The sequence below is a fragment of the Amycolatopsis sp. La24 genome (genome assembly GCF_029087445.1).
GTDB lineage: Bacteria > Actinomycetota > Actinomycetes > Mycobacteriales > Pseudonocardiaceae > Amycolatopsis > Amycolatopsis nivea.
In genome coordinates this window covers 23,435-47,221 of the sequence record NZ_JARACH010000043.1, presented here as the reverse complement: position 1 = coordinate 47,221, position 23,787 = coordinate 23,435, and the positions used below count along the sequence as shown (strand labels likewise).

Annotated in this window: 14 protein-coding genes; 6 read left to right on the top strand and 8 right to left on the bottom strand. The window is 69.2% G+C overall.

All coding sequences use genetic code 11. The annotated features are described in order from the left end of the window. Positions 1-230 precede the first annotated feature (230 nt). Both PUT80_RS31585 and PUT80_RS31580 read left to right on the top strand, forming a co-directional pair. On the top strand, positions 231-1,679 hold the full coding sequence (locus PUT80_RS31585) for a DUF6801 domain-containing protein (protein ID WP_205673050.1): 1,449 nt from the start codon (positions 231-233) through the stop codon (positions 1,677-1,679). 530 nt (positions 1,680-2,209) lie between these two features. Continuing rightward, positions 2,210-2,641: a hypothetical protein gene (locus PUT80_RS31580; protein WP_275294363.1), complete on the top strand. Its 432-nt coding sequence runs from the start codon at positions 2,210-2,212 to the stop codon at positions 2,639-2,641. Between the two features lie 241 nt (positions 2,642-2,882). Here PUT80_RS31580 and PUT80_RS31575 read toward each other — a convergent pair whose 3' ends face one another. Further along, positions 2,883-4,190, bottom strand: coding sequence for a PucR family transcriptional regulator (locus PUT80_RS31575; protein WP_275294362.1), 1,308 nt, complete (start codon positions 4,188-4,190; stop codon positions 2,883-2,885). Between the two features lie 350 nt (positions 4,191-4,540). Here PUT80_RS31575 and PUT80_RS31570 point away from each other — a divergent pair, with 350 nt between their 5' ends. Both PUT80_RS31570 and PUT80_RS31565 read left to right on the top strand, forming a co-directional pair. Then, a complete protein-coding gene (locus PUT80_RS31570; protein ID WP_275294361.1) occupies positions 4,541-5,266 on the top strand; it encodes a hypothetical protein in 726 nt (241 codons plus the stop codon). Then, entirely contained in the window at positions 5,267-5,653 is a 387-nt protein-coding gene (locus tag PUT80_RS31565; protein WP_275294360.1) for a GntR family transcriptional regulator, read from the top strand. A gap of 146 nt (positions 5,654-5,799) precedes the next feature. Here PUT80_RS31565 and PUT80_RS31560 read toward each other — a convergent pair whose 3' ends face one another. From PUT80_RS31560 to PUT80_RS31545, 4 genes are all read right to left on the bottom strand, one after another. Beyond that, positions 5,800-6,597: an arginase family protein gene (locus PUT80_RS31560; RefSeq protein WP_037811692.1), complete on the bottom strand. Its 798-nt coding sequence runs from the start codon at positions 6,595-6,597 to the stop codon at positions 5,800-5,802. Between the two features lie 118 nt (positions 6,598-6,715). Beyond that, complete coding sequence (locus tag PUT80_RS31555) at positions 6,716-10,093, bottom strand: pyruvate carboxylase (RefSeq protein ID WP_134727847.1); 3,378 nt, start codon at positions 10,091-10,093, stop codon at positions 6,716-6,718. Between the two features lie 142 nt (positions 10,094-10,235). After that, on the bottom strand, positions 10,236-11,168 hold the full coding sequence (locus tag PUT80_RS31550; RefSeq protein ID WP_107051010.1) for a S8 family peptidase: 933 nt from the start codon (positions 11,166-11,168) through the stop codon (positions 10,236-10,238). Between the two features lie 250 nt (positions 11,169-11,418). Beyond that, positions 11,419-12,636, bottom strand: a complete 1,218-nt coding sequence (locus tag PUT80_RS31545; RefSeq protein ID WP_275294359.1) for an erythromycin esterase family protein — start codon at positions 12,634-12,636, stop codon at positions 11,419-11,421. A gap of 31 nt (positions 12,637-12,667) precedes the next feature. Here PUT80_RS31545 and PUT80_RS31540 point away from each other — a divergent pair, with 31 nt between their 5' ends. After that, positions 12,668-13,300: a TetR/AcrR family transcriptional regulator gene (locus PUT80_RS31540; protein WP_037811695.1), complete on the top strand. Its 633-nt coding sequence runs from the start codon at positions 12,668-12,670 to the stop codon at positions 13,298-13,300. A gap of 780 nt (positions 13,301-14,080) precedes the next feature. On the opposite strand, the gene PUT80_RS31535 is transcribed toward PUT80_RS31540, so the two are convergent. Next, positions 14,081-14,605, bottom strand: coding sequence for a GNAT family N-acetyltransferase (locus PUT80_RS31535; RefSeq protein ID WP_275294358.1), 525 nt, complete (start codon positions 14,603-14,605; stop codon positions 14,081-14,083). Between the two features lie 292 nt (positions 14,606-14,897). Here PUT80_RS31535 and PUT80_RS31530 point away from each other — a divergent pair, with 292 nt between their 5' ends. Then, positions 14,898-19,865: an RHS repeat-associated core domain-containing protein gene (locus PUT80_RS31530; protein ID WP_275294357.1), complete on the top strand. Its 4,968-nt coding sequence runs from the start codon at positions 14,898-14,900 to the stop codon at positions 19,863-19,865. Positions 19,866-19,925: 60 nt separating this feature from the next. Here PUT80_RS31530 and recG read toward each other — a convergent pair whose 3' ends face one another. Further along, positions 19,926-22,079: an ATP-dependent DNA helicase RecG gene (recG, locus tag PUT80_RS31525; protein WP_275294356.1), complete on the bottom strand. Its 2,154-nt coding sequence runs from the start codon at positions 22,077-22,079 to the stop codon at positions 19,926-19,928. 2 nt (positions 22,080-22,081) lie between these two features. Beyond that, positions 22,082-23,668 carry a DAK2 domain-containing protein gene (locus PUT80_RS31520; RefSeq protein WP_275294355.1) on the bottom strand — a complete coding sequence of 529 codons (1,587 nt, stop codon included), beginning with the start codon at positions 23,666-23,668 and terminating at the stop codon, positions 22,082-22,084. Between the last annotated feature and the right edge of the window lie 119 nt (positions 23,669-23,787).

Below are 23,787 nucleotides of genomic sequence, written 5' to 3'. Positions count from 1 at the left end.
TCCGTGCTTCCCGCAGAGATGTTCCCAGTCCCGCGGCCTGCGCGGGGAACGCGCGAATTCTTTGTCAGTTTCCGATGAAAAACCGGCTCCAGACTAGCTCCCGGCCATAAGAAAACCCTTTTCCCGCAACGGAAAACGACCGTCCGCCACCCATGCTTGCGCACCGGCGAAACTCACCGGTAACTTCGCTCGGAACCCATTTTCCGGACCGCAGGGCGAGGAGGTACACGATGCCGAACCCACGCGGGCGCTCCGCCCGCCGCCGCCCAGCTTCCCTCGCCCTTGCCGTACTCGGCGCACTGTCGATCGGCACCGGCGCCCTCACCGGCGTCAGCTCCGCCTCGACCGAGACACCCACCCCCGCCGCACCGCCCCCGTTGTCAGCCAGCGAACAGAGTGTCAGCAAGGACATCGTCCTCGACTGCCCGTTCGCCGCCCCCGCCGGCTCGCAGCAGATCACCCTCACCGTCTCCGCGACCGTGCCCGCGACGGTGCCGGTCGGGTCCGCGCTGAAATTCCGTTCCCTGACCGCGTCTTTCACGCTTCCGCGCGCCGTCGCCGTCCAGCTGGCACCAGATGCCCCAGACGGCATCCGCGGCGGCCTGACCCTCGACCTCACCGCGCGCCAAGGCGACAAGAGCACCGCGATTCCCGCTCCGTTCACGATCGCCGCGACCCCGTTGCCGCCAGCAGGCGACGTGAAACTCACCGCGACCGCGGACCTGCCGGAACAGGCGGTTACCGTCCCCGGCAAGGTCAGCTTCGACGTCGGAGCCCCGACCATCGCGGTGAAACCGGCTGCCGACGGCGCCGCCGAGACCGCACCGGTCGCCTGCACCCTTCTTCCCGACCAGACCACCACCCTCGCGTCGATCCTCGCCACCGGAGCGCCCACGACTGTCCCGAAGAAGCCAACCGAGCCGAGCACCGCGCCGTCGCCGCCGCCTTCAGCCCGCCGCGACGCGGCTACTCCGCAGGACGACCCTCCTTTCCCGCTCATCACCCCGCTCGACTACGTCCAGGTCGCGGCGACTTCGTCCGTCTACCGGCTGGGCGCGACCGTCGCCAGCGCTCGGACCGGGGTGCTCAACGGAACCTGGACGGTCCTGCTCATCCCGCCCGACTATCTCCAGCACGACCCGAGCACGATCAGCGGAAACGTCGGCTTCCGCCCGGTCGACGCGACTTTCCTCGGCTTCGGCTTCGTTCCGGTGACCGCCACCGTCGAGTTCCTGCCCGTCGACTACCGCAACTCCAAGCTGATCGAGTTCACCGGCAAGCTCGTCCTCTCCGGCGATTTCCTGACCACGCACATCCAGGTCATGGCCCGGATGAGCAACGCCAGAATCAACGGCGTGCCGCTTGACCTCGGCCCGGACTGCGTCACCGCCAAGCCGATCTCGCTCAGCCTGTCCGGTGCGTACAGCGCCTTGAAGGGCGGCATCCTCAGCACGGACCCGAATTCGCCCGACCCCGACTACCGGGGTTTCGCCCTGCCGCCGTTCGTCCACTGCGGCACCGCCGAACCGCTCAGCCCGCTGCTCACCGGCATGGCCTCCACCACGACGAACGTCAACCAGGCCAAGGTCGTCAACGTCAACTTCGGCTCCTGCCCCGCCAAGGACTATCCGGATCACACCAAGTGCAAGCCCATCCCCAGCACACCGCCTCCTGGCTGAGACCGAACACCGCACCGGCTGCCGGAACCGTCGGGGTTCCGCCAGTCGCCGAAGACCGGGCGTCACCGGTTTCGCTCCGCTGCTTCACCCGGTGGCCGCCGACCACGACCATGAAGCCGGCGGCCCGGCCCCGGCACCCGCGCACCGGTCGCCGCTCGTCTAGCAGCATCGCGGCACGCGGCCGATCGGTCATCCGCTCGCCCGACAGGAAGCCGCCAGCACCGGAATGCGCGGCGCGCTCAGACCATGACAATCCAGCCAAGCACGACCGCCACGAAGGCAACGTCAATGAAGGGCGGAAACCTGTGCCGTCATCAATGAGGAAATTATGCGTGGCAACAACCGCGTTAGCCGCCACCGTATTGGCTGGATCCCCACCGGCCTCAGCCGCCAGCGGAACGGAGTACACACTCGGAGCGGATCAGCCGGTGCAACTGTCGTGCCTGCTAGGCCCGCTCGGGCCCGAGCCCGCCGAGATCACGGCACACTTCACGGGACCAGCTTCTGCCGGACGGGGAGACACCGTCACGTTGACGGAGTTCGGCGGAGCACTCACCCTTACCGGGTTCGTCAGCGCAATCCTCCAAGCCGCAGGAATCGACGGACTACGAGGTGCCGCGGACGGACACGCCTTCGACTTGTCGCTGTCGGCCTCCGCGGGCTCGCTGTCGCCGCCTTCTGTCACCGGGTTCACGATCCCTGAAACCGCTACCTCGGCAGGCAAGGGAAACGACCCCATCGCGCTGCCGATCGTGCCAGCTGCCTCGTCGGCCGTCTCCTACAGCGCTCCCGGGAGTCCAGGAAGCGTCTCCTTCTCGACTACCGGAAACGTCCCCGGCATCGACGACTTCACCTTTCACCTGCAAACCCACTACAAAAGTTCTGGCTGGCAAGACCTTCTGGTGCAGTGCCACCCGACAGTCGAAATACCCGACTTCTCTCCCAGCATGACGATCTTGTGAAGCCGCGAAGGGTCGTCGCAAGCCAAGCCGAACGCCCCTAGGCCGCCAACGTCAGCCCGCGCTCATCGCACACTGCTCCAGTCTCACCCGCAAACCACACAAAATTCGCCATTGAGCGGCTACGTTGGCTGCTACCAGCGATTCCGACGCTGTCCGTCCTGGTGTTCGCCGGGTTGCGTTCCCTCCCCGCCGGGCCCTCTGCTCGAGGCAAAGCGACCCCGGAAATACTGGCGAACCTGAATCACCTGCCCGACCTTGGACCGGACGAATTTTCGAGCGAAGTCGGCCGACGGCTGGCGGGCACCATATTCGCCCCGGCAAGAGGCTGCGGCCAAGACAGCCCCGAACGTGGCCGGTCGTCCGCGGCCGCGCGCAAGACCAGTTCCATTTCGAACCGCGCGGCTGGATCGCGCAGCAGCTCGCCGAAGGTTGCCTGCAATTGGCGCATGCGGTACCGCACCGTCTGCGGGTGGACTTGCAGGCGTTCGGCGATCTCGACCACGTTCCCCTGACTGTCGAGCCAAGCGCGCAGCGTTTCGAGCAGACGCTCCTGTTGCTTGTCGGTCATGTCCGCCAAAGGGGCGAAAAGCCGGGTGCGGAGGAGGTCGGTGAGCGCGCCGTCCGAGTGCACCAGCAAGGAAGCGAGATATTCCTCCGCGCGCAGCACCCGCTCACCAGGGATTCGCCCCCGATCGGCGAGAACCAGCGTCCGGCGTGCCCAGCGCAGGGAATCGGCGAGGCTCGCCAACGGAACACACGGCCCGATGGACAGTCGGCAATTCGGCAGCGCAGCCTGAAGTGTCGCCAGCCGCGCACCATTGACCGCGCCGGGCACGACGATGCACGGCTCGGCGGAGTCCAACTCCGCCAGGACGTCCGAGTCCAACGTCGCGTGCCGGCGGGCCCTGCCGTTCAGCGGCGATTGGACGGCAATCGGCGACGCCTGTTCCGGCACGGCCCATCCGGTCAGCTGCGCCAGCTCCGCGATCGCCTTCGGCGGAGCGGCCGGGACCTCCAGCAGGACGCCGAGCAACCGTCGCCGCCAAGTGTCCAATGCGCCGGCGGTGCGAGCTTTCGCCTCTAAATAGCCATCGAGCGCGACCGACGCCAATTCGTCCATGAACGCCAACATCGCGTCAGCCAGCTGCGACATCACCGCCGACGAAAGGCCGGCCCGCCGTCCGACGCGCATGATCCGGCGCCACGACACGCGCGCGCCGACCCGGTAGGCCGACTGCAGAGTGTCGAGGCTCCGCCCTTCCCGCATCTCGTTCTGCCCGAGCCGATGGTGCACCTCGTGCGACTGTTCCTTCGACGCCCGCGGGTCGGCGATCTGCGCGACGAACAACGTGATCGCATACTCGACGCCAGCACGGATCGATCTCCCGTACGGACCGTCGAGCGGCCGCGCGTAGGCGGGAATCGTCGCGCGGATTTCGTCGACGATCTCGGCGGACAGGCTCGCCAGCTCGGGCCGCAGGATCTCGGCGAGTTTGCGCGGCAGCGCAGCCGACGGCACAGCGTGATCGAGTCCCCGCTCCACCGACATCGCAGCTCCTTCGCTCCGCCCCGGTTCCCCGACCGCGCCACGGCGCCGCCGGAAGCCCCCGCATCCATTGAGGGGTGACACCCGACACATCGAAAAACCAACGCCAAACGTGTCACCACTCCCCGAAGAAACCGATTTCTTGTCACGTTCGTGACAAGTTCACGAGGTCGGAGGGGCACATCGCGACAACACACCACCAGGTGCGCTACGCGATGCCTGCAAACGGGCGAACCTGGACACCTGCCTTCAGCGGCGGCCCGCCGGGTCGCCAAAACGACCACAGAGCGTCACACGGCAAAGCCCATGGCCCTCTTGTAGCATGTACTTGATACAAGAGGGAGGGGTCCACGATGCAACTCGACTCGGCGCTCGCCGTCGCGGGCATTACCGGCCTGTTCGGGCTGATCATCCTCGTCGTGTTGTGGCCAGGCGAGAAACAAGGCGCTCGACTGCTCGCGAAATGGGGCGTGCGGAACCCGACTGCCGACCAGGTGCCGGTAGCCGTGCGCTATCTGCGCCGTCGTCGATTCTGGTATCCGTGGCTGTTCCTCGGTCTCCCCCTCATCCCGGGCGCGACGAATCTCGTCGGAGAACGGACGGCGAACTCGCTCGTGTTCGTGGTGCTGCTCGGCGGGCTCGCCGCCAAAATCCTCGCTCAGCGTCCCTCGCGGGAACCCCGCAGGGAAGCCGTGCTGGCTCCACGCGCCGTACTCGATTTCGCTCCGTTGTGGACGGTCATCGTCTCCGGGCTGGCCACTGTCGCCGCCGTCGTGCATCTCGCCGTTTTGCGGCAATGGGGCCCGCTGGCGGTGACTGTCGGCGCGGCGGCGGTGTCGTGGATCATCGTGCTCCTCGCGGTGCGGCGTCCGGCCGCCGGCGACCCGGAAGTCGACCAGGCACTGCGCGTGCGCAGCGCCCGCGTCGCTCTCGGGCTCGGCACCGGAACGGCTGCCACGCTCGGCTGGACGGTCGGCGACCTCGCCTCGTTCCTCGCGTTCGTGGCCACCGTCGCCGCGTTCCTCGCGATCGTCGGCCCGCCGCCCAAGCAGCGCGCGACAACCACGGCAGCGCGGTAGATGCCGCTGCGAGTAGTGGTCGACGCCGAAAGCGGGGTTCCGCCCTGGCGTCAGGTGCACGACCAGATCATCCGCGCGATCACGACCGGCGCCCTCGTCCGGGACGCCCGTCTGCCGCCGATCCGTCAGCTTTCAAGGGACCTCGGACTCGCCTCCGGGACCGTCGCCCGCGTGTATCGCGAGCTCGAGGCCGCCGGCTGGGTCACCACCGCACGAGCACGCGGAACCGTCGTGACCGGCCCGGCCGAACGACCGGATCCGGGCACGCTGCTTCTCAACGCGGCCGTCGAATACGCCCGGCACAGCCGGGAACTCGGGGTCGCGCCGGACGAAGCCGTCGACGCCGTGCGCGTGGCATTGGCGAGCCTGGACGCACCGTCGCAGTGAATCCGGGCGATCGTCCGGCCGGCGCGGTTTTCGCCGTTCTGTGAACCGTCTTCCGCACGGTCTCGGGCACACCTCCTTCTTGCCCGTGCGTTCCCGTGGTCCACTCACCGGACGAGGCGCGGATCCCGCCGCCTCGGCGCGGAGGTTCAGCCCTCCATCAGCACCCTCCCCACCGCGGCCAGCACGGGTTCCAGCGCGGCGACTTCCGTGCCGACGCATTCCGTGATGCCCGCACCGACGACCTCCATTCCGGAAAGCCCGTCGATTGCGTCAACCAATTCTGCGATCGTGAGCCCGCCGGGCTCCGGATAATTCACTCCGGGGAACTCGCCGGGATCAAGAATGTCCAAATCCACATGCAGATAAACGCGGTCGGCTCCGGCGGCGTTCAGCGCTCCGGCGACATCGTCGGAGCGCACGGCGAGGCCGCCGGCAATGGCTTCCTCTTCCGCGGGATCGAGCGAGCGGGCGCCGAACAGCACCGCTCGGCCGCGTTCGATCGCCGGACTCGCGGCGAACTCCTTGTCGCCCTCGCCGAGCAACGACCGCAGCACCATGCCGTGATACGCGCCCGACGGCGAGGAATCCGCTGTGTTCAAGTCCGCGTGCGCGTCGAACCACGCGACGCCAAGCGTTGCGCCGTAACGGAAACGCGCGACGCCGACCGGGACCAGCTCAACGCCGCAGTCGCCGCCGATCGTGAGCACCGGGCCTTCCGGCGCTTCGAGCGCAGCGAGCTGCAACTGCCGGTTCGTGCCCGTAAGCACGGACCGGTTGGCTATCCCGGCGACGACGTCGGACGCCGCTGCGTCCTGGCGTACGTGGTGCACCGGCTTGCCGAGCACGTGCCCGGCCAGTTCGGAAAGTGCGCGGCAGCCCTCGATCAGCCCCTTCGCCCCGGGGCTGATCGCGCCCTGCCATTGCGGCACCGCGTTGATCAGCATGCTTCGACGCTAGCGCGAACACCCCGGAAAAAGCGAGCCGTAAATGGTGCGAGGGGTCCCCTCGCTCCGTTTGGAGCGAAGGGACCCCTCGCACAGGAAAAAGTGGCGCGGGAGCCGGTTATTCGAGCACGATGAGAAGGTCTCCGCCCTCGACCTGCTGAACGGAGGTGATTGCCAGCCGACCGACTTTGCCCGCCGCCGAAGCGGTGATCGACGCTTCCATCTTCATGGCTTCGATCGTCGCCACGGTCGCCCCTGCCGCCACCTGGTCGCCTTCGGCCACCTGCAGCGTCACCACGCCCGCGAACGGCGCGGCGATCTGCTTCGGGTTGCCCTTCTCGGCTTTTTCGGTGGCCGGGATGTCCGAGGCGATCGACCGGTCCCGGATCTGGATCGGCCGGAGCTGGCCGTTGAGCGTGGACATGACGGTCCGCATGCCGCGCTCGTCGGCCTCGCCGATGGCTTCCAGCTCGATGAGCAGCCGGACGCCGGGCTCGAGGTCCACCGAGTACTCCTCACCCGGGCGCAGACCGTAGAAGAAGTCCTTGCTCGGGAGCACACTGGTGTCGCCGTAGGCGTCGCGGTGCGCGAGGAATTCCTTGGTGGGACCGGGGAACAGCAGCCGGTTCAGCGCGCCGCGGCGGTTGTCGGCGAGTTCCTTGTGGTCCTCTTCGGACAGTTCGGCGACCGGTTTGGCCGCCGAACGGCCTTCGAGCGCCTTGGTGCGGAACGGTTCCGGCCAGCCGCCGGGCGGGTCGCCCAGTTCGCCGCGCAGGAAGCCGATCACCGAGTCCGGGATGTCGAACTTGTTCGGCTCCGCCTCGAAGTCCGCCGGGGAAACGCCGGCGCCGACGAGGTGCAGCGCGAGGTCGCCGACCACCTTGGACGAAGGCGTGACCTTCACGAGGTGGCCGAGGATCTTGTCCGCCGCGGCGTACATGGCTTCGATGTCCTCGAACCGGTCGCCGAGGCCCAGCGCGATCGCCTGCGTGCGCAGGTTGGAGAGCTGGCCGCCGGGGATCTCGTGGTCGTAGACGCGCCCGGTGGGCGACGCGAGACCAGCCTCGAACGGGGCGTAGATCTTGCGGACGCTCTCCCAGTACGGCTCCAGATCGCCGATCGCGTGCAGGTCGAGGCCGGTGCTGCGATCGGAGTGGTCGGTGGCCGCGACGATCGAGCCGAGCGACGGCTGCGACGTGGTGCCCGCCATCGACGACACGGCGCCGTCCACCGCGTCGGCGCCCGCCTGGATGGCGGCCAGGTAGGTGGCGAGCTGACCGCCGGCGGTGTCGTGCGTGTGGATGTGCACCGGAAGGTCGAATTCCTTGCGCAGCGCGGTCACCAGCCGAGCCGCGGCGGGCGCACGGAGCAGACCGGCCATGTCCTTGATGGCCAGCACGTGCGCCCCGGCTCCGACGATCTGCTCGGCGAGCTTGAGGTAGTAGTCGAGCGTGTAGAGCTTTTCGTTCGGGTCCGACAGATCGGAGGTGTAGCAGAGCGCGACCTCGGCGACCGCGGTGCCGGTGGCGCGAACGGCTTCGATGGCCGGCCGCATCTGCTCGACGTCGTTGAGCGCGTCGAAGATGCGGAAGATGTCGATGCCGGTCGCGGTGGCCTCCTCGACGAAGGCCGTGGTGACCTCGGTCGGGTAAGGCGTGTAGCCGACGGTGTTGCGACCGCGCAGAAGCATCTGCAGGCAGATGTTCGGCACGGCTTTGCGCAGCTGCTCCAGGCGTTCCCACGGGTCCTCGGCGAGGAATCGCAGCGCGACGTCGTAGGTCGCGCCGCCCCAGCACTCCAGGGACAGCAGCTGCGGCACCGTCGCGGCGACGACCGGGGCGACGGCGAGCAGATCCTTCGTCCGGACGCGCGTCGCGAGCAGCGACTGGTGCGCGTCGCGGAAGGTGGTGTCGGTGACGCCGAGCTGCGGAGTTTCCCGCAGCCAGCGCGCGAATCCCTCCGGGCCGAGTTGGGTCAGCTTCTGCTTGGAGCCGTCCGGCGGGACGAGATCCGCGGGCAGCTTCGGCAGCTTCGTCGCGGCCTCGGGAGTGCGCGGACGCTCGCCGTGCGGACGGTTCACCGTCTGGTCGGCGAGGTAGGTCAGCAGGCGCGTGCCGCGGTCGGCGGAGTGCCGTGCGGTCAGCAGGTGCGGCCGTTCCTCGATGAACGACGTGGTGACGTTGCCCTCGCGGAAGTCCGGGTCGTCCAGCACCGCCTGGAGGAACGGGATGTTCGTCGCCACGCCGCGGATCCGGAACTCGGCGACCGCGCGGCGGGCGCGGCCGACCGCGGTGCGGAAATCGCGGCCGCGGCAGGTGAGTTTCACCAGCAGCGAGTCGAAGTGGGCGCTGATCTCGGTGCCGGAGAACGCGGTTCCGCCGTCGAGCCGGATGCCCGAGCCGCCCGGCGAGCGGTAGGCGCTGATCATGCCGATGTCCGGCCGGAAACCGTTGGCCGGGTCCTCGGTCGTGATGCGGCACTGGAGCGCGGCGCCGCGCAGGTAGATCTTGTCCTGCGACAGGCCGAGGTCGGCGAGGGTCTCCCCGGAGGCGATCCGCAGCTGGGACTGCACGAGGTCGACGTCGGTGACCTCTTCGGTGACCGTGTGCTCGACCTGGATGCGCGGGTTCATCTCGATGAACACGTGCTTGCCTTCGCGGTCCAGCAGGAATTCGACGGTGCCCGCGTTGCGGTAGCCGATCTGCCGGGCGAATTTCACGGCGTCGGCGCAGATGCGGTCGCGCAGTTCCGGGTCGAGGTTCGGGGCGGGGGCCAGCTCGACGACCTTCTGGTGGCGGCGCTGCACCGAACAGTCGCGCTCGAAGAGGTGGATCACGTTGCCCTCGCCGTCGGCGAGGATCTGGACCTCGATGTGCCGCGGCTCGACCACGGCCTTCTCCAAGAACACGGTCGGGTCGCCGAACGCGGATTCGGCCTCGCGCGCGGCGGCCTCGATCGACTCGCGCAGCTGAGCCGGGTCCTCGACGCGGCGCATGCCCCGGCCGCCGCCGCCGGCGACCGCCTTGACGAACACCGGGAAGCCGAGTTCGTCGGCTGCCGCGACCAGTTCGTCGACGTTGCTGGACGGCTCCGACGAGCCGAGCACCGGGACCCCGGCCTCGCGCGCCGCCTTGACCGCACGCGCCTTGTTGCCGGTCAGTTCGAGGATTTCGGCGCTCGGGCCGACGAAGGTGATCCCCGCTTCTTCGCAGGCCATGGCCAGGTCGGGGTTCTCCGACAGGAAGCCATAGCCCGGATAGACCGCGTCCGCGCCCGCCTTCTTCGCGGCCTTGACGATCTCCTCGACCGACAGATACGCGCGGACCGGATGGCCCGGTTCGCCGATCTCGTAGGCCTCGTCGGCCTTCAGCCGGTGCAGCGAGTTGCGGTCTTCGTGCGGAAACACGGCGACTGTGCCCGCGCCCAGTTCGTAACCTGCGCGGAACGCCCGGATCGCGATTTCGCCGCGATTGGCCACCAGCACTTTGCGGAACATGCCCGGTCCTTCCCTTTTCGGATCGGTATCGAAGGCACGTTACCCGGTTCGTCCCGCGGTGCGGGAGCCGTAGTCCAAGTGATGGACATCATGCACGCCGACCTGCATGCATGATGCTGGTCGGACCGCGGTGCCGCAACCGTCAGGGCGTTCCCGCAGGCAGTGTGCACAGCAGCCGATTCGCGGTTCCGGAGGGCGCATTCTTGACCACGTTCTGCGTTGCGTCCTGCACAATTGCTTCGCCGACCGCATTGGGCGCGGCGTCGGGATGTGCGGACCGGTAGAGGGTCACCGCGCCAGCGGCCACCGCGGCGGCCATCGCTGTGCCGGACAAAGTCCCGACGTCGGCCGTTCCGGCGATCGGCGCGGGAATGTCGACGCCCGGTGCGTACAGGTCGAGCGACGTGCCGAAGTTCGAGAACGGCGCGACCTGGTCCTGGACGTCGGTCGCGCCGACGGTGAGCGCTTCCGGCACTCGCGCGGGCGAGGTCTGACTGGCGTCGGTGCTGCCCTCCCCCGCCGGAAGCACGATCGGCATCACCGCGGCGACTCCCTTGACCGCGTTGTCGAGCTGCTCGTTCGGCACGCCGCCGATGCCCAGCACCGCGACCGCTGGTTGGTGTGCGTTCTGGGCGACCCAGTTCAGCCCGGCGATGATCGTGTCGGTCGCGCCGCCGCCTGCTTTGTCGAGCACTCGGACCGGGAAGATCTGCGCGCCCTTCGCGACGCCGTAGCTGTGTCCCGCAACGATTCCCGCGACGCGGGTGCCATGGCCGTTGGTGTCCGACGTGTCCGTGCCGGTGGTGAGGAAATCCTTGCCGGGCAGGACGCGGCCCTGCAGATCCGGGTGTTTGGCGTCGACGCCGCTGTCGATCACGTAGACGGTGACGCCGGAGCCGTCCGAGTCGTAGTGGTACTTCTGATCGAGGCCGGTTCGCTGGTCGATCCGGTCGAGCGCCCAGCTCGGCGGGTTGTCCTGCGTCCCGCTCGCCGCCAGCGCGGCCGGTTGCACCCCGGCGACCAGCAGGAATGTCAGAGTTGCCGAAAAAAGGCCACGCGCCGCTCGGTTCCGCATGCCTGCGGTCGTATCCCGGTGGCCATTCGGCGGCAACTCGACGTCACACGATGGGCTGGTCTCAGTCCAGCAGCCGCCCGCCCCGACGCACTGATAGGTAAAAGGCAAGGGGGGGGGACGATGCACGGCACCTATCTCGCCGTTAAGAGGCAAACTGCTGTCCGACCGACGCGTTTCGCCGCTCCGTGGCCAACGGTTGACCGGCTGAGAGCTTTAGCCGCTAGCCGGCCAACCGTTGGCAGACCGACAATTACTTCTCCGCCGGGACGTGCGCGCTCACCGACATCGTCGGCAAGTAGACCAGCGCGTCGAAGGCTTGCACGACGTCGACCTTCGTGAACATGTGCGCGTGCCGCACGCTCGACGGTCCGGTCAGGCCCTGCGCCCGGTCTTGCCGCAAATCGACCACGCACGGATCCGCACCGGCCAATGCCGCTTCGACACTGCCCTCGGCGGGTGGCTCCAACTCCTGCGCGTAGACCCGGAAGCCGAGCCGCTCGTTCTCGTCCGGTTCGAGGCCGGTGGTCGTGCCGGTGCCCGCAGTGAGGCCGAGGGCGAAATAGTCGTCGCCGAACTCCTCGGCGAGGTGTGTGCCTGCGGAAGGGAACGTCATGGTCGGCATAGCGGCGAACGGCACTCGCTGCAGGTGTCCGTTGTGGACCATCACCACGATCTTCTCGCCTTCGCCGTACAGCTTGCGAAGCAGCTTCACGGTTGCGGCCATGTACGTGTCGCGAGACGACCCCTGGAGCGACGGTGCCGTTCCCGACATCATGGCGCTCAACTCGCGCAGGTACGCGTCGACGCGAAGCGCGCCGACCGCGTGGTGCTCGGCGATCGCATACCGGGCTGGCTCGCTCCGTTGCCGATAAACTGGCGAAAGAGAACGAAGGTGCGCGACGAGAGTCGTCAACGCGGCCGTGGCTGCGTCCCGGTCCGCAGCGGTCATTGCCGCATAACGGCCAGGCGCGACCGCGCTGCTGACCGCCGAGTACGGCTCGGACGCGGCGATCGCGGCGTCGACCAGCGGAAGAACCTCCGGATCGACCTCCTCCACGAAGCCGCGGACAATCTTCAACGCCGGCTGCGGCGAACCGCTCGAACTGGGCAGGTCGAGTCCGGAAAACCGGACGCCGCCGTGGCTGCGCATCCACGTCAGCATCTCGTGCACCTCGGCCGACTCGCCGAGGGAAAAGGTGAATCCTTCTCGCCCGACCTCAGCGACCGTGCCGGGGCCGCCGTCGAGCCACTGCTGCACCAGGTCGCCCTCGGCGAAGCCTGATTCGAAGCCGAGCACCGTGAACCCGTGGTCCTCGACGAGGCGGCGGAGCAACCGGTCGCGGAGTTCGCCGAACTCGCGGATGTGGTGGTTGTTCTCGCCGATCGCGACGATGCGCGCGTCGCCGATCAAGCTGGTGATCGAGGCGACGTCGCCGTCCAGCGGCGAACGGGTGCTCAGCGGTGTCATACTGAGGACACTAATGCAACAGGGGTAGCGATTGGCCACTGAGGTACCCGGGACCAGCAGGCCGGGCGGGCGCACGGAACGCACGCGCGTCGCCGTTTTGCGGGCGACGCTCGATCTGCTGGCGGAGGTCGGTTTCCCGGATCTGACGGTCGAGGCTGTCGCCGAACGGTCGGGCGTGCACAAGACCACGGTTTACCGGCGATGGGAGTCGCGCGAAGGACTGGTCGCGGCCGCACTGCGGTTCGGCACCGGCGAACCGTGGAGCCCGGCGGACACCGGTTCGCTTGTCGCCGATTTGCGGCGAATGGCGTTGGACGTGGTGCACATATTGACCACCCCCGGGCAACGCGAGCTGCCGACCGCCGCGGTGCTGGCGGCCTTCCACTCGGAACGGGCGGCCGAGGCGTTGCGGGACTTCTATCAGGATCGGCATGCCCGGGCCGCGGTGATCGTGGAGCGGGCGGTGGCGCGTGGGGAGGTGCCAGCCGACACGGACCCAGACGAGGTGACGCGGACGGTGTGCGGGCCGGTGTTCTACCGGTTGTTCGTGTCGCGGGAACCGGTGTCGGAGGAGACGGCTGAGATCGCGGCGGAGGCTGGGGCCGCGGCTGCCCGGGCGGGGGTGTTGTGCAGGCGGTTGCCGGGCGATGGCGACCGGGGTTGATTCCGAGGTGTGGGCTTTGTTGCCGGAAAACGGCGACGGGTGGAGGGCGCCGCTGGATTGGGTGGTTTGGCCGCGGAACGGCGAAAGCATAGTGCGGCTGAGCTATGGGCTGGCTCGATGCTCTCGGCGAAGCTGGGACGACGCAGGCGAAGCCGGGCGGCGGGAAGAGAGGCACGGTCGGTGATTCGGTTCTGCTTTCGCCGCTGAACGGCGAAAGCAGGGTACGGCCGTTCGACGGTCCCGGCGAAGCGGGGCAAGCCAGGCGTCGGGCACCAGACGACGGGCGGAGAAGAGCGGTTGGCGGGTCGGCTCTGGTTTCGCCGCAAAAGGGCGAAAGCAGAGTGCGGCTCAGGGACGGGCTGGCTCAACGTTCGCAGCAAAGCGGGGACGAACCAGGCGAAGCCGGGCACCGGGCACCGGGCACCGGGCACCGGGCACCGGGCACCGGGCACCGGGCACCGGGCACCGGGCACCGGGCACCGGGCACCGGGCACCGGGCACCGGGCGATGGTCGCCAACGAGCGGCATGCGGAGCGACCCTGACGGGCGAGATGTGCAGGAAGTCGCCGTCAAAGCGGCAACGCACGATGAGAGATCGCAGCCAGGCTGAGCAGGCAATCGCCACTCAACGGCAACAGCCCGAACAGCAACAGGCCGAGCTAGCTGCCGAGCAACCCGACGCGCGTTGCCGCCAAACGGCGACAAGCGCGAACGGCAGGGAGCAGAGGCAAGCAGTCGCCACTAAACGGCAACAACCGGAGCTCGCTCAAAGAAGCACGACTACCCCAACGGCAGCCGGTACCGGACCTCCTCCAAGGTCACCGCTCCGTCGGACATCGATTCCACCTTGGTCTTTCCGTCCGCAACCCACCCGGCCCGCTCGTAGAACTTCCGGGCCCGGGTATTAGTCGAGAGCACCCACAGCGTCGCCGACTCGAACTGGGACGACAGGCCGCGTACGCACTCCTCGTGCAGGGCTCGGCCCATCCCCTGGCCCCACTCGGACGGGAGGAGGTAGATCGACGACAGTTCGCCCGTCTCAGGGGTGGCGTCGTCGTCTCGGCTGGGGCCGAAGACCGCGAAACCGGTGATCTTCTCGCCGGTGCTTGCGGTCAGGACGGTGTGGGGGCGGGAGGTGTCCGCGAGGCTCGAGGCCCAGAACTGTTCCCGTGTCTCGACCGACAGGCCGGACAGGAACTCGTCCGGCAGCAAACCCGCGTAAGCCGCTTGCCAGGAGCCGACGTGGACCGCTGCGATGCCTGCCGCGTCTTCCGGGGTCGCGGGGCGGATGACCAGGTCGGGCACCATTCCTCCAGAGGCTCGGCACGAAGGGCGATCGGGCTGGGAGCAGTTCAGCACACAATCCCGCAGGCCCGCATGCGGTTTACCGGAGTGACCACAAAGGACAGTCAGGGAACCGGACAAGGGCGGCGGGGTCAGCGGGGAGTGAGTGTGTTCGGGCAAGGGTTCCGGGACTTCAGGCATCGCCGCCCCGCCTGGGAGGCTCGTCGGGACTCCGGCCGATAGCCTCGTCGGATTGGCGGGTCAGGCTCCGCTCGTTCGTCATGCCCGTGCGCACCAGGAAATGGGACTATCGATGACCAACCCGTTGATCGCGCCGGTGAAGGACTCCACGACCGCGATGTCCGGGATTCCTTTGCTGGAGGACGCGACCGGCCTCAAGACCGCGATCGAGAGCAAGAACTGGGCGGCCGTCGCGATCGGGGCGGTGGGCACCGCGATCGACGTGCTCACCGCGGTGATGGATCCGTTCGGCGCGATCTTCGCCGCGGGGGTCGGGTGGCTCATGGAGCACGTCGGGCCGCTCAAGGAGGCGCTCGACGCGCTCACCGGCAAGGCGGACGAGATCAAGTCCCAGGCGGAGACCTGGACGAATGTCGCTAAAGAGCTCGAAAGCGTTTCGGCGGAGCTGACCGAGCTGGTCAAAAAGGACCTGCAGGACTGGAACGGCGAAGCGGCCGACACCTATCGCAAGAAGGCGGAAGACACTTCGGCGCTGATCGCCAGCGCGCAGAAGGGCAGCGAGGGCGCGGCGAGCGGGGTCAAGACCGCAGGCGAGATCGTCGCCGCCGTCCGGTCGCTGGTGCGGGACACGATCGCCGACCTCGTCGGGCACCTGATTTCGTGGGCGTTGCAGGTGCTGTTCACCGCGGGAATCGGGATGGCCTGGGTGGTTCCGCAGGTCGTCACCGCCGTCGCCAAGACCGCGTCGAGCATCGCGAAGGTCACTTCGAAGCTGGTCAAGGCGCTCAAGGCGTTGGTGCCGCTGCTGAAAAAGGCCGGCGTGCTGTTCGAGGACGCTGGCAAAGCGTTGAAGGGCCTCAAGAGCGGCAAGGCAGCGCCGACGCACACTCCCAAGGACATCAAAACCGGGAACAGGTCTCACCCTGGCGGAGACGAGGGCACGCATACTTCCAGCGCCGGAGGAGACAGCGGGCACCACGGCGGCAGCCACTCGAGCGGCAGCCACGAAAGCGGCGGCGAGCACGGCGGCAGCGGAGGGGCGGGCGGGCACACGTCGGCTTCCAGCAGTTCCTCCTCAGGCGGGGCCAGGGGGAACAGCGACGCCTCGCGGTCGCTCGACAAGCAGGGCGAGAATTCGCGCAGCCTCGACAACATCTGCACCACCGGCGACCCGATCGACGTCGCGAGCGGCCAGATGGTGATGGCCGAGACCGACGCGACCTTCCTCAGCGCGCTGCCGATGGTCTTCGAGCGCACGCACTTCTCGTCGTTCCGTGCGGGCGGCTGGCTCGGCCCCGCCTGGGTGTCCACTTTGGACGAGCGGATCGAGGTGCACGAGGACCAGGTGTGGTTCGCCGGCGCGGACGGGATCGTCCAGGTGTTCCCCCGGCCGCGCGGAGACCAGTGGGTCGCCGCCGAGCACGGGCCCGCGCGGTATCTCGCCGAGGAGCCCGGCGGCGGGTTCGTCCTCGAGGACCGCGAAAGCGAGCGGGTCCTGACCTTCGAGCGCGGCAACGGCCCGGTCCGGCCGATCCGCTCGATCAGCGGCCGCGGCAAGGAGCACATCTACTTCCAGCGCGACCAGCACGGCACGCCGGTCGCGATGCGGCACAGCGGCGGCCACCTGATCCAGATCGCCACCGAAGGCGGGCTCGTGACCGGGCTGTCCACCGTCACCAAGGACGGGGACGAGGTGCCGCTGGTCCGCTACGGCTACACCGCGGGCAACCTCACCGAGATCACGAACGAATCCGGTCTCCCGTTCCGCTACGCCTACGACAACCTCGGGCGGATCGTCGAGTGGACCGACCGCAACGGCGAGTGGTACCGCTTCCACTACGACCGCGACGGCCGCGTCGTGCGCACCGAAGGCTCCGGCGACTGCCTCACCGTCACCATGCACTACGACCTGGCCGCCCGGATCACCCACGTCGTCGACTCGCTCGGCCGCCGCAGTGCCTATCACCTCAACGAAACCGGCCGGGTCGTGCGCGAGGTGGACCCGACGGGCGCGGCGCGCGCCTACGAATGGGACGCGCTGGACCGCCTGGTCGGCGAAACCGACGAAATGGGCAGGCAGCGGACCTACCGCTACGACGAAATGAACAACCTGGTCGCCCTCCAGCGGCCGGACGGCACGGAATTGACCATCGAGCGCAACGACTTCGGCCAGGCCGTCCGCATGGCCGAGGCACCCGGCGTCGAAACCCGCTGGGAGTACGACGAACGCGGCAACGTGACCCTCGTCGTCGAACCGGGCGGCGCGACCACCAGCTACACCTACGATGAGTGGGGGCACGTCGCGTCGGTCACCGATCCGAACGGCTCGACGCTGACCGTGGTGTCCGACGACGCGGGCAACCCGATCACCGTCACCGACGCCCGCGGCGCGACGACCGCCTACGCCTACGACTGTTTCGGCAGGCTCTCCGCGATCGTCGATCCGAACGGCGCGGCCGAGGAATTCGGTTACACCGTCAGCGGCGCGCTCGCCTGGCACCGCCTGCCGGACGGCTCGACGGAGGAATGGTTCTACGACGGAGAAGGCAACAACCGCCTGCACTCCGACGCCTCCTCGGCGATCGCCCAGCAGGAAGTGACCCACTTCGACCTGGTCTCGGCCGAGATCCGGCCGGACGGCACCCGGCTCGAATACTCCTACGACACCGAACTGCGGCTCACCGCGGTGACCAACGAACAGGGCCAGGTCTGGCGCTACGAATACGACCTGGCGGGCAACCTCTCCCGCGAGACCGATTTCGGCGGGGCCAGTTCGTCCTACGGCTACAACGCCGCCGGCGAGCTGACCGAGATCCGCAACCAGGAAGGCGAGGTCGTCACCCTGCGCCGCGACGTACGCGGCAACATCGTCGAGGAAACCGTCGAAGGACCGTCCGGGACGCTGCGCACTCGCTTCGAATACGACGTCCTCGGCGAGCTCGTCGCCCTCGACGACGGGACGACCCGCATCGAGTACACCCGGGACGCGGCGAGCCGGATCGTCGGGGAAACGGTCAACGGGCGCGCCGTCCGCTCCGAACTCGATCCCGCGGGCAACCAGGTCCGGCGGCAGACGCCGTCCGGGGCGGAAAGCGTCTGGGAATACCGCGAAGCCGGGCTCCCGGCCGCGGTGCGCGCCGCCGGCCGGACCACCCGGTTCGAGTACGACCGGGCAGGCCGCGAAACCCTCCGCGCGTTCGGGCAGGACGCGGCGATCGTCCGCTCCTGGACCCCGGCCGGACGGCTCGCCCGGCAGGCGGTCCGGTCCGCGACCGGCGAATTCGGCCAGGACCGGCAGTACCACTACCGGCCCGACGGCCTTCCCGACCGGATCGACGACGGGACGGCCGGGTCGCGCTGGCTCGCGATGGACGTCCGCGGCCGGGTGATCTCGGTGCGTGCCCAGGGCTGGAACGAGCAGTACGCCTACGACCCGACCGGACGGCTCGTCGACGCCGACTGGCCCGCGCCCGAGGACGAGGACCGCCGCGGCAGGCGGGCCGGGCCGGCTTCGGTGATCACCGAGGCGGGCGGCGTCCGCTACACCTACGACCAGTCCGGCCGGATGCGCACCCGGCGGCACGAGGACGGCCGGACCTGGACCTACACCTGGGGCCCGCTGAACCGGCTCGTCGCGGTCGAGGTCCCGGACGCCACGACCTGGCGCTACACCTACGACCCGCTGGGCCGCCGCATCCGCAAGGAACACTTCGCCGCCGACGGGACGACGCTGCTCGAACGCGTCGATTTCGCGTGGGACGGCGAAACGCTGGCCGAGGCGACCAGTTCCGGCCCCGGCGCCGCCGAAACCACGGTGTGGGACTACGAACCGGGCAGCTTCGTGCCGCTGCTGCAGCGGCGGCGCACCGGTTCCGCGGACCAGAAACGCGTCGACGAGCAGTTCTTCGCCATCGTGGCCGAACCCTCGGGCACGCCGACCGAACTGCTCGACGACCGCGGCGAGATCGCGTGGCAGTCCCGCAGCAGCCTGTTCGGCGTCGTCGTCGCCGAGTCCGGCGGCACCGGGATCCCGCTCCGGTTCCAGGGCCAGTATTTCGACGAGGAAACCGGGCTGCACTACAACTTCCACCGGTACTACGACCCGGTGCTCGCCCGGTACCTCAGCCCCGACCCGCTCGGGCTCGGCGGCGGACTCGACCCGCACGCCTACGTCAGCAACCCGCACGTCTCGGTCGACCCGCTCGGCCTCGTCGGGGGATCCTGCAACACCCCGCGCGGGTCCGGCGGCTCCGGCGGCGGTTCCCAGCGCGGCCGGGGCCGCACCCGCTCGCCCAGCCCCGGCCCGAACGGGGAGCGCCGCGTGCGCTCGCCCGGCGGCCGGGTCTACCAGGAGGGACCGCCCACCCTCGCGGCCGGCGCGCGCAGGCGCGAGCACTACGGCTACAAGAACCTGTCGCACAAGCATTCCAAGATGCGGCCGCTGTTCGAGCGGAACGCCGTTTCGCCGCCGCCGAAGTTCCGCAGGCGCGGCGACGACACCAAGTGGTACATGGACCCGAACCGGCGCTACCAGACGCACGACTACCTCGGCAACCCCACCGGCATCGTCCGCGGCCACAGCAATGTCGTGATGGGCCACAACCCGTCGGCCGGAACCCATTTCAACCAGACCGGCCATCGGAACACGCCCGAACAGAACTTCGCGCACAACTCCGACGTGCGGATCTTCAAGCACCTCGAACCGAAGAGCAACTCCGCCGCGAGCGGATCCCAGGAACCCCGGTTCGGCGCCCCGGACCCGCGGGACTCCAACCGGGTCTACTGGGACAAGAACCACCGCGGCTATGTCGGCAACCCGGACCACGACTGGGATCTGGTGAGTCCGCAGCCGAGCCGGTCCTCCGGCCACCGCGGGTCAGGCGGCGGGAGCTACAGCGGCGGATACAGCGGGAGTTACGGCGGCGGTTCCAGCAGTTACGGCGGTGGCTCCAGCAGCCACGGCGGATACAGCGGTGGCTACGGCGGCAGCGGCGGATACGGCGGCGGCAGCAGCTACGGAGGCAGCAGCAGCCGCCGGAACCACGGCTACGACTCCGACGACGACCTCTACGACGCCTGACCCGACGAGAAACCTCGAGCAAGAAGGCGTGGCCTGGGAAACCCCCGGGTCACGCCCCGCTCAGCTCTTCTCCAGGTACTCCGCCCGCTCCAGGTCGACGACGTCCGCCACCATCTGCGCCAGACCCGGCAGCGAAGCCAGCTCCGGATCGGCCGTCACGATCTCCTGAGCCTGCGCCCGCGCCTCGGTGATCACGTCCTCGTCCCGCAGCAACGACAGCAGTTTCAGCCCGGACCGCTTGCCCGACTGGGCAGCACCGAGGATGTCGCCCTCCCGGCGCAGTTCCAGGTCCAATCGGGACAGTTCGAAGCCGTCCGTGGTGGACTCGACCGCCGCCAGGCGTTCGCGGGTGGAAGTGCCGTCCAGGGTTTCCGTGACCAGCAAACACAATCCGGGCACGCTCCCCCGCCCGACCCGGCCGCGCAGCTGGTGCAGCTGGCTCACGCCGAAGCGGTCGGCGTCGAGGATGACCATCGCCGTCGCGTTGGGGACGTTCACGCCGACCTCGACCACGGTCGTCGCGACCAGCACCTCGACCTTCCCCGCGCCGAACGCCTGCATGACGGCGTCCTTCTCGTCCGTCGGCATCCGGCCGTGCAGGGCGGCGATCTTCAAGCCCCTCAACGCGCCGTTGGCGAGATCCGGCGCGACGTCCAGCACCGCGAGCGGCGGCCGCTTGTCGCTCTTGTCCGACGGCGGTTCGTCGCCGATCCGCGGGCACACGACGTACGCCTGGTGTCCCTTGCCGACTTCCTCGCTGACCCGCTGCCACACCCGGTCGAACCACGCGGGCTTCTCCGCGACCGGCACGACCGTCGTCTTGATCGGCGAGCGGCCGACCGGCATTTCGCGCAGGGCCGAGATTTCCAGGTCGCCGTAGACCGTCATGGCGACCGTGCGCGGGATCGGCGTCGCCGTCATGACCAGCACGTGCGGACTCGTCGAATCGGCACCGCGCGAGCGGAGCGCGTCCCGTTGCTCGACACCGAACCGGTGCTGCTCGTCCACGACCACGAGCCCGAGATCGGCGAACTGCACGGTGTCCTGGATCAGCGCGTGCGTGCCGACGACGATGCCCGCCTCGCCGCTTACCGTCTCCAGCAACGCTTTCTTGCGTTCCTTCGCGCCCATCGACCCGGTGAGCAAGGTGATCCGGGTGGAATTCTCGGCCGCGCCAAGCTCGCCCGCCATCCCGATGTCGCCGAGCATTTCGCGCAGCGAGCGCGCGTGCTGCGCGGCAAGTACCTCGGTGGGCGCGAGCATCGCCGCCTGCCGTCCGGAATCGACGACCTGCAGCATCGCCCGCAGCGCGACCACCGTCTTGCCGGAACCGACCTCTCCCTGCAGCAGCCGGTTCATCGGATGCTCGGTCGACAGGTCGGCCGCGATCTCGTCGCCGATCGCGCGCTGGCCCGCGGTGAGGTCGAACGGCAGCCGCTTGTCGAACGCGTCGAGCAGGCCGCCGTCGACGTGCGGGCTCGCCTTCGCCGGACGCGACACCGCGGAATGCCTGCGCTGCGCGAAAATCAGCTGCACGGCCATCGCTTCGTCCCACTTGAGCCGGTGCCGCGACGACTCCAGGTGCGCCCAGTCCTCCGGGCGGTGGATGCCGCGCAGCGCGCGCTCGAGGCCGGGCAGCCCGTGCCGCTTGCGCAGTTCCTCGGGCATCGGGTCCTCGCCGACCTCCAGCACGTCCAGCACTTGCCGCACGCATTTGGCGATCGACCAGGTCGGCATGCCTTGCGCCGCCGGGTAAACCGGGATGATCTCGGCGAGGAAGTTGTCGACCGCCTCGGCCTCGCGTTCGGCGTCGAGCAGTTCGTACTCCGGGTTGGCCAGCTGCAGCGTGTCCCGGAACGCGGTGACCTTGCCCGCGAACAGCCCGGTCTTGCCGGGGGCCAGTTCCTTCTCGCGCCACGCCTGATTGAAGAACGCGCACGCGAGCCGTCGCTTGCCGTCGGTGATCACCATGTCGAGGATGGTGCCGTTGCGGGATTTCATCCGGCGCTTGCTGATCTTCTCGATCCGCGCCAGCACGGTCGCGTGCTCGCCGAGCTCCAGCCCGGCGATGTCGGTCAGCTCGCCGCGTTCGGCGTAGCGGCGCGGATAGTGGCGCAGCAGATCGGAAACCGTCTCGATGTCGAGCGCACTCGAGAGCGCCTTCGCCGTTTTCGCGCCCAGCAGCAGCGGGAGCTTGTCGCGAAGCCCGGCCATGATTATTCGACCCCCATCAGCAGCACAGCATCGTTTTGCCCGCCGGCGTAACTCGTCAACTCCACCTCGGGGTGCTCCAGCCGCAGTTGTTCGGCGAGCTCGGCGGCCACCCTCGGCGGAGCGTCCGCCCCGCTCAGGACGGTGACCAGCTCGCCGCCGAGCGCCAGCATCCGGTTCAGCACGCTGACCGCCGCCGCGACGAGATTCGTCGCCGACGCCGGGGCGGGCTCGATCAGCACCACCTCGTCGTCGACCAGGCCGATCACGTCGCCGGACTGGGCCCGGCCCACCCAGGTTAGCGACTCCTCGTGCGCGATCCGCAGCTCGCCACGCCTGGTCGCGGCGGCCGCCTCGGCCATCGCGACGACGTCGTCGTTGACCCGGCGTCCGCTGTCGTGCACCGCGAGCGCGGCCAGCACCTGCACCGGCGACGCGCACGGGATCACCACGACGTCGCGCTCGCCCGCCATCGGATGCCCGGCGGCGGTGTCGGCGGCCGCGGTGAGGTCCGGCCCGCCCGGCAGGACGCTCAGGTGCTGTCCGGCCGCCTCGTTGAACAGCCCGATCATGTCCTCGACGCTCGGCGTCTCGCTCTCGGGCACCGCCAGCACGGCGACGCCCTCGGCGCGCAGCAGCTCGGCGAGCCCGCCGCCGCGCACCACCGCGACCACAGACCGGTCGATACCGCCACCGGGTTCGATCGGCGTCGGCGTGATCAGCGGTTCGACCCGGATCTTCCGCGGCCTGCCCAGCTGCAGCCCGGCTTCGATGGCCGCACCGATGTCCGCGCAGTGGACGTGCACCGCGTGGCTGCCCGAACCGTCTCCTGCCACGGTCACGCTGTCGCCGAACCCGCTCAGTTCCTTGCGCAACGCCGGCAGCCGGGCCTCGTCGACCTCGTCCAGCAAGTACATGACCTCCCACGCGTACGGCGCCTGCTCCGGCAGCGAAGCGACTGCCTTCAGGTCGTGCCCGGGATCCTCGGGTTCGCCGGTGATCACCCCGGCCAACGCGTCGAGCACCGCGACCAGACCCCGGCCCCCCGCGTCGACGACTCCCGCCTTGGCCAGCGCGGGCAGTTGCTTGGGCGTCTCCTCCAGCGCCGCCGCAGCCACGGTGACGACCTCGCGCGCGACCTCGGGCAACGTCCGCGTCGTGTCTCGAACGGCGGCGGCCACGGCGTGCAGGACGGTCAGCATCGTCCCGGCGACCGGCCTGCTGACCGCGCCCGTGGCGGCCTGGTCCGCGTGCCCCAGCGCGGCGGCGAGACCCGATCCGTCGAGGTCGCCGCCGGTGGCCGCCCAGTCCGCCATCCCCCGCACGACCTGGGAAAGGATCACTCCCGAATTGCCCCGCGCGTGCGCCACCGCCCCGCGCGCCAGCACCGCCAGCGCCTCGGCCGCGCCGGCCGGTTCCGCCGCGGCGAGCGCCTCGTGCGCGCCGGTCATCGTGTACAGCAGGTTGGAACCGGTGTCGGAGTCCGCGACCGGGTAGACGTTGATGCCGTCGATGGCCGCGCGCAGCCTGTCCAAGCTGCGCACAGAGGCCGCCGCCCAGCCCGACACCGCCGCCGCGTCCAGCACCCGCACCCCGTAACCTCCTAGCCGGTCCCCGCGAGGGTAACGACCCCGCGGCAAGGCCCCCGAGACCACTCGTTACTATGGTCGAGTTGCCCGGCACGTTCGGGCGCGCATTCTTTGTCCCATAT